Consider the following 10,846-nt stretch of genomic DNA (forward strand, 5'->3'; position numbering starts at 1 on the left):
AGCCCCGTGCGGCCATGCTATCTTGGCGTTTTATCCGCTGTCCTTCGCGCACATGCAGATCCGTCCGTTCGAACCCGCCGACATCGATGCCGCCGCCGCCGTGTTGCGGCGCGCGGCCGAGACCTTCATCCTGCACGAGGCCGCGCCCGACGACGGCGCGGCCTTCCTCGCCCTGCACGACGCGGCGGCCCTGCGCCGCAACCTCGACGCCGGCTTCGTCTATCACGCGGCCGTCGTGGACGGCGTGCTGGCCGGCTTCATCGGCATGCGCGGCGGCACGCACCTGTACCACCTGTTCGTGGACGCGGCCTACCAGCGGCGCGGGATCGCGCAGGCCCTGTGGCATGCGGCGCGCGCCGCGGCGCTGCAGCCGGGGCATCCGGGCGTCTTCACCGTCAACGCGTCGAACGTCGCCGTGCCGTTCTACGCGTCGCTCGGCTTCGAACGGACGGCGCCCACGCAGCCGGACTCGGTGCCCTACAACCCGATGCGGCGCGTCGAAGCCGGGTCAGCGGCCCTCGTCGATCCGGCGTAGCCACAGGCTGCTGGCCCAGCCGTCCACGGCGCGGCCGTCGGCGCGGGCGCGCACCTGCCACCAGTCGCCGTCCGTCGCACCCGTCGCGGTGACGATGGTGCCGGCGCGCAGCACCCGCCTGCGCACGGCGCGCACGCCGCGGTCTTCGCGCAGGTTCAGGTCGGCCGCGACGCGGTAGCGCGCGCCGGCCGCCGGGGCCACCGCGGCAACCGCCGCCGTCCGGACAGCCGCCGTGGCTTCGAGCGGCGCGGGCGCGGACGGCAGCAGCGCCGACAACAGCATCCCGAAGACGAACGTGCCGCCGCCCAGCACCGCCAGCGCCCGCGCGTTGGGCCGGCGCCACCACGCGCGCGGCGTGCACCACGCGGCCAGCACGAGCGTGATCGTGAACGCGAGGCCCCAGATGAGCCAGGGCCCCAGCCACGGGGCCAGCCAGGGCGGCACGGTGAAGGCGGCAGAGTCCATGCGCGCCTCAGGCATCGAAGCGCAGCACGTAATGGCCGGCGACGAGGTGGTGTCCGGCCGGCAGGCGGTACGGCTGCTCCGGCGTTGCCGCGTCGATCGCGGCGACGAAGGCCAGCTGCTCGTCCAGGTGGTACAAGGCCTGCGTGGGCGACAGGCGCGCGATCAGCCAGCCGTCCGGCCCCGCTTCGAAGCTGAACGCGTCGCGCGAGAGGCCCAGCCGGTCGGCGCTCGACGGCGGCGTGCCGGCCGCGTTGCGCACGAAGCGCGGCGAATCCAGCAGGCGCAGCGCCGCCAGCATGGGTGCGCCGCGGCCGAACGTGAAGCGCGCGCCGGGCGCCACCGGCAGCGCCGGCGGCTGCGGCAATAGCAGCAGGGCGCAGTAGCGGTCGGCCAGCGCAGGGGCGCACGCGGCGAGTTCCACGCGCGTGCCGTCGACGGGGCTGAAGCTGGCCGGCACCGCGATCCGTTCGCGGCCGGCGGGCGTGATGGCCTGCAGCTCGTCCTGGTCGTCGACGGCGAAGCCGATGATGGCGTCCTGCGCTTGGGCCGCGGGGACGAAGGCGCGGTTCAGGCCGATCTCCAGCACCTGCGCGCCCGTCTCGCGGTAGCGCGACAGCCGCGGCAGCGCCAGCGCGGCCAGCGCCACGCGCTGGCGCGGCACGGGCGCATAGGTCGCGTCCGGCGGCGCGCCGGCCGGCTGCGGCGCCGGGTCCCGCGCCAGGGGTACGGCTGTCAGTTCGGAATCCAGCACGGCGCGTGGCTTCCAGACGGCGGGACGGGCCGGCGCCGCCGGGGTTTTCGCGACGGCTGCCGGCGGGCGCGCGGTGGCGGCTGGCCGCACCGGCGTCACGCGCAGCAGCAGGCGCAGCGCTGCGCCGGTGGCGTCGACCGCGCCGCGGCGCGACTTGATCGTCCAGTAGCCGGCCGCCGCATCCCAGCTGCAGTCGAAGGCGTCCTTGGGCCGCACCTGGACTTCCAGCGGCGCGTCCGGGCCGTCGTTGATGAGGAGGACGGCGCCTTCCGCGCCGAACGGCCAGCCCGGCGCGGCGTAGGTCGCTTCGTGCTCGTCGTGGCCGATGAGGGTGAGGCGCTGGTTCGGGTAGATGGCGCAGACGGTCTTCCACACGGCGCTGTCGCGCGATACGGCGACCGTGTACTGCACGGCTTCGCCCGCCGCCGGCAGGTAGACGGCGTGGCCGAACTTGACCTCCACCTCGCCCGGTTCCAGGCGGTCGGCGCCGACGACGTGGTAGCGCACGTCGTCGCCCTGCAGCAGGTCGCCGAAATCCTTCTGGTGCAGCGCCGCCAGGCCTTGCGCGAGGTCGCGCACGCGGGCGCCGCGCGTGAGGTGGCGGTCGTCGTCGACCTCTTCCTGCGGCAGCATCAGCGTGATGTGGGAAAAGCAGCGGACGGCGGCGCGGCCCCGTTGCTCGCGCGGCGTGCGTTCCAGCAGGTCGCGCAGCAGCGGGCGGCGCGCGAACAGCGCCAGGCCCGGCGCCTGCCAGATGGCGTGGGCGTCGAAGACGTCGCCCACCTTGCCTAGGACTTCATGTTGGACGTAGACCGGCATGATTCGTTCTCCTCTAAAGATTGGCTGCTGGCGGCAGCGGCACCTAGCAGGGGGCAGATGAAAAACAGCAGGTGCGAGCCGCCCGCCGACAGGAAGCTCATCGGCTGGCCCATCACCGGGAAGATCGCGAGGTTCGTGCCCCACGAGAGCAGGAAGTGGCCGAACGCGAACGCGGCGCCGCCGGCCAGGAAAAAGCAGCGCAGGCGCGCGAGCCACGCGACGCGGTAGTCGCGTGCGTCCCTGGCGGCCAGCCAGCAGCGCACGGCCAGGCGCAGCAGCGCCGCGAGGAACAGCGCCTGCAGCAGCCACAGGCCGACGGCAGCAAGCAGGCCGTGGCGCTGCAGGAAAAAGGACGCGGCGAAGTCGTCCTGCACGGCCGGGATGCGCAGCGCGAAGCCGGGGGCGAGGCCCAGGTTCGCCACGCCGAACGCGCCGTCGGCGCCGCGCCAGCCGCCTTGTGCGATGGCGCGGGCGCCCAGCAGCAACTGCTGTCCCGTGTGCGGATGCGTGCCGGGATCGAGCCAGACGAGGAAGCGGTCGGCATAGAAATCCCAGCGCGCGATGCCGTCCGCGCCGACGCCGCGCAGCAGCACCACGGCCAGCACGGCAGCGCCGCCCATGCACGCGAGCGCCAATACAGTGCCGCGGCGCCGCGTGGCCAGCGCCTGGGCCAGCATCATCGTGCCGGCCCACAGCGCCAGCAGCACGAGCGGCGAATAGTCGTCGACCTGCACGAGCGCGACGCCGAGCAGCAGCATGAACAGCAGCGCGGGCGCCGCGAGCCGCAGGCCGCGCCGCCATGCACCGCCGGGCGCGGGACCGTCCGCGCAGGCGAGCGCCAGGCAGTGGGCGGACAGCGCGGCCAGCGCCAGCTTGGCGAATTCCACGGGCTGCAGGTCGAACACGCCGGTCTCGTCGCCGTACGCGACCTGCAGCAGCAGCGCGAGGAGCGCCGCGCCGGTCAGCAGCAGCAGCGCCAGTTCGATGCGCGCCTGGGGCAGCGGCCGCGCCGGCCGCACGAGCCCCGCCAGCGTGGCGGCGCCGCAGGCCAGCGCCAGCAGTGCCGCCGTCTTGTGGAAGTGGCGCAGCCACGCGGTGTCCGGCGCACCCAGGCCCAGGTCGAGCTGCGCCAGCAGGCCGAGCGCCAGCAGCGGCAGCGCGGCGGCGAGGACGGGGTCGAGACGGCGCGGCGCCAGCAGCGCGAACGCCAGCGCGGCCCAGGCGGCGGCCAGGCCGACGCCCGCGCCGGGCGGCGCGCCGCTGCGCTGGAGCCAGAACAGCACGATGCCGGTGCCGGCCAGCAGCAGGGCCGTGCCGGCCGCCGCGCCGGCACGCAGGCGCGCGCCCGCACGCGCGACGAGCGCCGCCGCGAGCGCGCCCGCGCCCGCGAGGCCGAGAACCACCAGCAGCGGCACGCCGGCCTGCGCCGGCAGGTCCCACGGCGCGCGGCGGGTCCACGTCCACGTGACGCCGGGCGGCAGGCGCGGCGCCGCATCCGGATACAGGGCCACGTGGCCGGCGGGACGCAGGCGCAGCACGTCGCCGTCCATCGCGAGCAGCAGGCGCGTGCGGCCGGCGACGAGGGTCCGGCCGCCGTCGAGGCGCAGCGGCCGTCCGGCCAGCAGCGCAGCGTGGCCGTCCTCGGTCAGCAGCACCGGGACGGATGGCGCGGCGGCCAGCACGAAGCCGTCGTTGGCGCGGCCGCGCGCGACGGTGGCGGCGGGCGCCGGCAGGCCGGCGACGGCGATGCGGTTGCCGCAATCGAGGTTGCCCCCGAAAACGAGCGGGCGGCCGAAGGCGAGCATGCCGGGCGCGATCCGGTTCCACAGGCCGGCCAGGCGCGTGCCGATGCGCGCGTCCGGACAGGCCGGCTGCGGGCGGCCGTCGCGGCGCAGCAGGGCGCCGTCGTAGCGCCAGGCCGTGCGGCCGGCGGACAAGGACACGGCATCGGCGCCCGCCGCGCCGACGTCGATGCGCAGGGCGCCCGGCTGGAACCGCTGGCCCGGCCGCAGCACGACGCTGCCGCTGCGGCGCCGGCGCTCGCCGTCCTGGACGAGCAGCGTGCTGGCCGCGTCGTCGGCGGCCGCCCACCAGCTGCCGTCCGCGCCGCGGCGCAGTTGCAGCCGGCCGCCGTCGTCGACCGGCGCGCCGAGGGCGGCGTGGTCGAGATCGAGCGCCGCGCCCGGGGCCAGCACGACGGCCACGCGCGCCGGCATCCACGCGGCCGGGGCGCGCAGCAGTGCGAGCATCTGCAGTGCGCACAGCGCGGCCAGCGCGGCGCCGGCGCACACGCGCGCCGTGCGTGACGATGCGGGCGTCATGCGGCGCTCCGCCAGGCGCCGGGCGCGCGGTCCAGGCCCTCTGCCGCGCGCGCGATCAGGCGGCTGATCTCGAGCGCATGGCGCGGACGCGCGTCGGGACGCGGCGCCAGCAGCGCGCGCAGCAGGACCAGCAGCGCATCGTGGTCGGGGGCGGCTGCGCGCGCGAGGAACAGCGCGGTCTCGTCGGGCGCGAGGATCGCGGGCGGTGCGCCCAGTGCGCCCGCGCCGGCTGCGCCGTGCGAGCGGTAGGCGTCGGCGCAGGCGGCGCAAAAGCGCAGCGGGATGCCGGCGACGAGGTAGTAGAGCAGGGCGCCCAGCGCGAAGTAATCGCTGCGCGCGTCGGTCCGGTAGCGGCCGCCGGCGTCCGGGAAGAATTGCTCGGGCGCCTGCCAGGCGGCCGTGCCGGCGTAGGAATGGGCGGCGCTGTCCAGCAAGGGACGGTTGGTGCCGAAGTCGGCCAGTTTCAGCACGCTGCCGCGCGCGTCGACGAGCAGGTTGGCCGGCTTGAGGTCGAGATAGCGCCAGCCGTACTGGTGGACTTTCGCGAGCGCGCCGTTGACCTGGCCCACCCAGGCCAGCGCGCGGTCGGCGCCCGGGCCCGCGCCACGGCTGCGCAATGCCGCCAGGTGGGCGGCCAGGTCGCCGTCCAGCAATTCCAGCGCCAGCGCGGGCAGGCCGTCGTGTTCGCCGCTGTCGAGCAGGCGCACGATGTGGCGCTGGTCCCACGGCTGCAGGCTGCGCAGGAATGCGATCTCGGCGTCGAAGCAGGCGCGCCAGGCCGCGCGCTGCGGCGGCAGGGCCAGGTCCATCTGCGCGCGGTTGACGAGTTTCATGGCCGCGGGCAGGCCGTCCAGTACGGACTCGGCGCGCCAGACCTGGCCGTAGCTGGAACCGCCCAGCGGCGCCAGCAGGCGCCAGGCGCCCGCCGTCAACGTGATGATGTCGCCTGCTTCGACCATGTGTCCTCCCGCGCCGGCGGCCGGCTGCCGCTTGCCGGGGATTAGCGGGGGGAGGGGAAAAGCGGGTCCAATGTGCCGTGGCGGTCTGTGTTAATCTCGACCATATTGCCGGTTTTGCAATGGGCGCGAAAGGAACACATGTCGAGATCCGCATTGAGTGCCAAGGTGTTTGCCGTCTACCTGTTCGTCGTCGGGCCCGTGCTGGTGTTCGCGCCGAACGCGCTGCTGTCGCTGTTCGGGATCGCGCCCACGGGTGAGGTCTGGATACGCGTCGTCGGCCTCCTCGCGTCCTGTCTCGGTGTGTATATCTGGATTTGCGCCGGGTTCAGGCCGTTTCTCGAAGCATCGGTCTACACGCGCGTCCTCGTTTTCGTCGTGTTTCTCGTATTCGCGATCAAGGGCCTCGTCAGTCCGATGATCGTGGTGTTCGGCGTGATCGATCTGTGCGGGGGACTCTGGACGTGGTTCGCGCTGAAGGCGGATGCCCGCTCGTCCGCATCCGCCCTGGCGGCGCAGCACTGACGGGGCGTCGAGGCGATAAAAAGCCGCGCACGAGGCGCGGCTTGTTATCGTTCGGTGCTGCGATCAGCGGTGCCAGCCGCCGCGATCGTGGCCGCGGTCCCAGCCGCGGTCATGGTCCCAGCCGCGATGCCAGCCCCGGTCGTGATCGTACCCGCGGCCGCGGCCGCGTTCGACGACGACGACGTCCGGGCGCGCATCGTAGTAATAGCGCTGCGGCTCGACGTACACGGGGCGCGATTCGACGTACACCGGGCGGGGCTCGACGTAGGTCGGTGCCGACTGGTAATAGCCCTCGGAATAGCCGCCCGAGTAGCCGCGGTTGCGGTAGTAATAGTCGTCGTTCGTGCGGGCGGAGTTGCCGACCGCGGCACCGATGACGCCGCCGACGATGGCGCCGTTGCGGCCACCCACGCCACCGCCGATGGCGGCGCCGGCCAGCGCGCCGACGACCGTGTTCACGCCCCGATCGTCAGCCATCGCCGTGGAGGACACGGCAGCTGCGGCCAGGAGCATGGCACCAATGCATTTTTTCTTCAACATGGCTTGTTCCTTGCGCCTCAACGGGGGATCGGGATGATCGCGACTACGCCAGGCATGCAAGCATCATAGATCGGGCACCGGATGGTGCCACGCGTTAATACAGATTATTACAGTTGCTTCCGGGTCGGTAACATAAGCGCCGGAAACGTGTTTCTGCCCTTGCAGTCGGCGCCGGCTGCCCCATCTTGGAAGGATTATCGACTGATCCGACTCCACCATGGCGCGCCGACGTTCGTTCGTTTCCATTCTTGCCATCCTGGTGCTGTTGCATGCGTACATCGGCCTGCGGCTGTTGCCTGGCATGGGCGCCGGCCCGTTCGGGATGCTGGCGGGGACGGTGCTGCTTGCCGTCTCGGCCGCGCTCGTGCGCATCGGCCTCGTCGCGCCGAGCCTGCGCCGCACGCGCTGGTCCGGACCGCTGACGTGGGCCGGGCTGCTGGCCATGGGTTTCTTTTCTTCGCTGTTCGTGCTGACGCTCGTGCGCGACGTCGTGCTGCTGGCACTGGCGCTCGGCGGCGCCGGCGGGCCCGGATTCACCCGCCACAGCGCCGTCGCCGTGCCGCTGGTGGCGCTGGCCGTCACGCTCGTCGGCTTCATCAATGCCCGCCGCGTGGCGCGCGTCGTCAGGGTCGAGGTGCCGATCGACGGCTTGCCCGAAGACCTGCACGGGTATTCGATCGCGCAGATTTCCGACATCCACGTCGGCCCCACGATCCGCCGCCCCTACCTGAACGCCATCGTCACGAAGGTCAATGCGCTCAAGCCGGACGCCATCGCCATCACGGGCGACCTCGTCGACGGGACCGTGCAGCGCCTCGCCCTGCACACGGAACCGCTGGCGCGGCTGTCCGCGCCGGACGGCGCCTTCTTCGTCACTGGCAACCATGAATATTATTCTGGCGTCGATCAGTGGGTGACCGAGGTGCGCCGCCTCGGCCTGCGCGTGCTGATGAACGAGCACGTGATCCGGCACCGGGGCCGCGCCAAGGTCATGATCGCCGGCGTCACCGACTATACGGCCCAGCATTTCGATCCCGCCCACAGGAGCGATCCGCACCTGGCCGCCGCCGGCGCGCCGGACGACGTCGCCGTGCGCATTTTGCTGGCCCACCAGCCGCGCAGCGCGCCGGCCGCGGCCGAGGCCGGCTTCGACCTGCAATTGTCCGGCCATACGCACGGCGGCCAGTTCTTCCCGTGGAATTTGTTCGTGCCGTTGCAGCAACCGTTCGTGGCCGGCCTGAACCGCGTGCGCTCGCTGTGGGTGTACACGAGCCGCGGCACCGGCTATTGGGGACCGCCCAAGCGCTTCGGCGCGCCGTCCGAGATCACGCTCGTGAGCCTGGTGCCCGGCCGCGTCTGACGGCCCGCGGCACGGGTGGATATATGTACGCCAATATATTTCCACAAACACAGTGGGATGCGTTATCGTTTTGGTTTCGTCACCGACCAAAGGATCGCACGCATGAACCGCCGTCTCTGTCTTCCCGCCCTGAGCCTGATCGCCGCCGCCGCCTGCATGCTGGGCGCCACCGCGAGTGCCGCCAATCCCGGCAATGATCCGGCCGCGCTCGCCAAGGTGCGCGATACGGCGTTGCAGAGCGATTACGCCTACCAGCGGCTGGAGGACTTGACGGACCTCGTCGGCCCGCGCCTGTCGGGCTCGCCCGGCGCGGCCGCCGCGGTGACGCAGGTCGCCGCCGAATTGCGCAAGCTGGGTGCCAAGGTCACGCTGCAGCCGATCAAGGTGCCGCACTGGGTGCGCGGGGAAGAGAAGGGCGCGCTCGTCGACTACCAGGGCCGGCCGGCCGGCGTCACGCAGAAGATCGTGCTGACGGCGCTGGGCGGCTCGGGCGCGACGCCGGCCGCCGGCATCACGGCGCCCGTGATCGTCGTGCGCACGTTCGAGGAACTCAAGGCGCGCGCGGCCGAGGTCAAGGGCCGGATCGTGCTGTTCGACGTGCCGTTCGACCAGAGCATGGCGGACCGCGGCCTGGCCGGCACCGCGTATGGCCAGGCCGTCGCCTTCCGCGGGGCCGGCCCGCGCATGGCGGCCGAGATGGGCGCCGTGGCGGCGCTCGTGCGCGCCGTGGGCGGCGCCGCCTATCGCATTCCGCACACGGGCGCGACCTTGCTCAAGGACGATGCGCGCATCCCCGCGGCGGCCGTCACGATCGAGGATTCGCTGCTGATCAGCCGCCTGTCGAAACGCGGCCCCGTCACCATGCACCTGACGCTGACGCCGCAGATCCTGCCGGACGCCGACAGCTATAACGTGATCGCCGACTGGCCGGGCACGGACAAGGCGGACGAGATCGTGCTCGTGTCCGGCCACCTGGATTCGTGGGACCTCGCGACGGGCGCCAACGACGACGGCTCGGGCGTCGTCAGCGCGATGGCCGTGATCGATACGCTGCGCAAGCTGGACTACCATGCGCACCGCACGATCCGCGTCGTCGCCTGGATGAACGAGGAGAACGGCGGACGCGGCGGGCATACCTATGACGCCGTCAACAAGAAGGTCGCCGACAAGCATTTTGCCGCGTACGAGGACGACGGCGGTTCGGGCCGTCCGTTCGGCCTGCACGCGGGCATCAGCCTGGCGGGCGCCAAGCTGCTGGCGCCGCTGCAGGCGGCCCTGTATCCGATGGGCGCGGGGGCATTCCGGCGCGACGACGTCGTCGGTTCCGGCGACCTGCACGACCTCGAGGATTCCGGCGTGCCGAGCTTCGAGCCGTGGATCGATTCTGCCGACTACTTCAATTATCACCATACCCCCGCCGATACCTTCGATAAGGTGAACCCGGAAAACCTGCGCCGCCACGCCGCCGTGATGGCGACGACGGCCTGGTTCCTGGCCAATATGGACCAGCCGCTCGGCCGTGCCAACGCCGCGACCGAGGCGAAGGCCGCCAAGTAACACGGTCGTCGACGCGCACGGTCGTTGACGGGCGCCGCGCACCGTCTACGCGTGCGCGTTCCCATGCCTCCCATCCGGCCGTTGCGCCGTTCCGGGCGCGGCGCCTCCCGTTCGCGTTACCCGGCGTCGATGCGCCGGATCGCGCGCGCGTGGCCGCGGAACGGACGGCCGTACACGGTCTGGATGCCGCTGGCAAAATTCTGCCCCCAGACCAGTTGCGGCCGCGTATCGTGCGGTTCGTTCGACCAGTACCACACGCGATCGAAGCGCTCGCGCAGGTTGGCGAACAGCAGGGCAAGTTCGCGCCGCGTCGGCAACTCCCCATCCTGCGCGGCGGCCCATTCCCGCGCGGCCGGCCAGCTGACGTCGGACGTGTCGTCCGCCAGCAGCACGAGGTGGTAGTCGGACTCGCCGTTCTTGCCGAGTATCAGGCCGGCATAGGCTTCGCCTTCCTTCAACATTCCTTGGATCCTCAGGTAATCACCCATTGCGCAACCCTTTCGTCATGTCTTCATGTCTTGCGGTCTTTGTATGACCATCGATCGCTGCGCTTGGTTGCGACGTTCGATACGACCTAGCTCATAACGGAGTGCGCTGCAGTGGTTCTCAACTTTTCGCCGACACTGTTCAAAGGCAACTGTTAAACGGGCGCACGAGGTCGCGCCCATCTCGTCCGCAAAAAGTTTGCAATTGCAAATCAGTAAGCTATTGATTCTCTTGGGTAATGTTGCTTAGCAACTCGTTACCATGGGAAATTTTTTTTCGAAAAAGTTGAACCAAGGCAGTTTCCTTGCGTCAAAGGGTTATCTTCACTTTTTAATGCAAGGAAACTCTCCGATGAAATTTGCTTCGAACGTCCGTCTGAACACCCTGCTGTCCTGCAGTGCCGCAGTCCTGTTGTCCGCCGGTGGCAGCGCCATGGCGATGACCACGCCGGCCACGACCTATAACTATTACGTGTCGCCGACCGGCTCGGACACGGCCGCGGGCACGAAGGCCGCGCCGTTCAAGACCCTG

General features: G+C 71.4%; 10 protein-coding genes and 1 pseudogene. 5 read left to right on the plus strand and 6 right to left on the minus strand.

From position 1 onward, the window contains the following. Nucleotides 1-22 precede the first annotated feature (22 nt). The gene (locus ASC93_RS18770; RefSeq protein ID WP_229412787.1) at nt 23-535 is read left to right on the plus strand and encodes a GNAT family N-acetyltransferase; all 513 of its coding nucleotides are present in this window, start codon (nt 23-25) and stop codon (nt 533-535) included. Here the strand turns inward: ASC93_RS18770 and ASC93_RS18775 are convergent. From ASC93_RS18775 to ASC93_RS18790, 4 genes are read right to left on the minus strand one after another with little or no spacing between them, the layout of a single operon-like run. Then, a complete protein-coding gene (locus tag ASC93_RS18775; protein ID WP_229412788.1) occupies nt 509-1,000 on the minus strand; it encodes an SH3 domain-containing protein in 492 nt (163 codons plus the stop codon). The two genes, ASC93_RS18770 and ASC93_RS18775, sit on opposite strands and share 27 nt — an antisense overlap. Nucleotides 1,001-1,007: 7 nt before the next feature. Next, the gene (locus ASC93_RS18780) at nt 1,008-2,570 is read right to left on the minus strand and encodes a hypothetical protein (protein WP_056445673.1); all 1,563 of its coding nucleotides are present in this window, start codon (nt 2,568-2,570) and stop codon (nt 1,008-1,010) included. Continuing rightward, nucleotides 2,540-4,891 (minus strand): FtsW/RodA/SpoVE family cell cycle protein, encoded by a 2,352-nt coding sequence (locus tag ASC93_RS18785; RefSeq protein WP_056445675.1) that lies wholly within the window; start codon nt 4,889-4,891, stop codon nt 2,540-2,542. The genes ASC93_RS18780 and ASC93_RS18785 overlap by 31 nt, the downstream gene beginning before the upstream one ends. Further along, nucleotides 4,888-5,850 carry a hypothetical protein gene (locus ASC93_RS18790; protein ID WP_056445678.1) on the minus strand — a complete coding sequence of 321 codons (963 nt, stop codon included), beginning with the start codon at nt 5,848-5,850 and terminating at the stop codon, nt 4,888-4,890. Before ASC93_RS18790 ends, ASC93_RS18785 begins: the two co-directional genes overlap by 4 nt. Before the next feature lie 138 nt (nt 5,851-5,988). Here ASC93_RS18790 and ASC93_RS18795 point away from each other — a divergent pair, with 138 nt between their 5' ends. Continuing rightward, nucleotides 5,989-6,372, plus strand: a complete 384-nt coding sequence (locus ASC93_RS18795) for a hypothetical protein (protein ID WP_056445682.1) — start codon at nt 5,989-5,991, stop codon at nt 6,370-6,372. 63 nt (nt 6,373-6,435) lie between these two features. Here the strand turns inward: ASC93_RS18795 and ASC93_RS18800 are convergent, their stop codons facing one another. After that, nucleotides 6,436-6,912 carry a glycine zipper domain-containing protein gene (locus tag ASC93_RS18800; protein ID WP_056445685.1) on the minus strand — a complete coding sequence of 159 codons (477 nt, stop codon included), beginning with the start codon at nt 6,910-6,912 and terminating at the stop codon, nt 6,436-6,438. Between the two features lie 217 nt (nt 6,913-7,129). On the opposite strand from ASC93_RS18800, the gene ASC93_RS18805 reads away from it, so the two are divergent. Together ASC93_RS18805 and ASC93_RS18810 are read left to right on the plus strand one after the other, a co-directional pair. Beyond that, nucleotides 7,130-8,272, plus strand: coding sequence for a metallophosphoesterase (locus tag ASC93_RS18805; RefSeq protein WP_056445688.1), 1,143 nt, complete (start codon nt 7,130-7,132; stop codon nt 8,270-8,272). Nucleotides 8,273-8,374: 102 nt separating this feature from the next. After that, nucleotides 8,375-9,829, plus strand: a complete 1,455-nt coding sequence (locus tag ASC93_RS18810; protein ID WP_056445690.1) for a M28 family peptidase — start codon at nt 8,375-8,377, stop codon at nt 9,827-9,829. Between the two features lie 116 nt (nt 9,830-9,945). Here ASC93_RS18810 and ASC93_RS18815 read toward each other — a convergent pair whose 3' ends face one another. Then, complete coding sequence (locus ASC93_RS18815; RefSeq protein WP_229412789.1) at nt 9,946-10,290, minus strand: DUF1566 domain-containing protein; 345 nt, start codon at nt 10,288-10,290, stop codon at nt 9,946-9,948. A 376-nt stretch (nt 10,291-10,666) separates the two neighbouring features. Here ASC93_RS18815 and ASC93_RS31470 point away from each other — a divergent pair. Further along, nucleotides 10,667-10,846, plus strand: a pseudogene (locus ASC93_RS31470) (hypothetical protein); the annotation flags it as partial.

Origin of the sequence: Massilia sp. Root335, from assembly GCF_001425685.1 — a bacterium.
GTDB lineage: Bacteria > Pseudomonadota > Gammaproteobacteria > Burkholderiales > Burkholderiaceae_D > Telluria > Telluria luteola.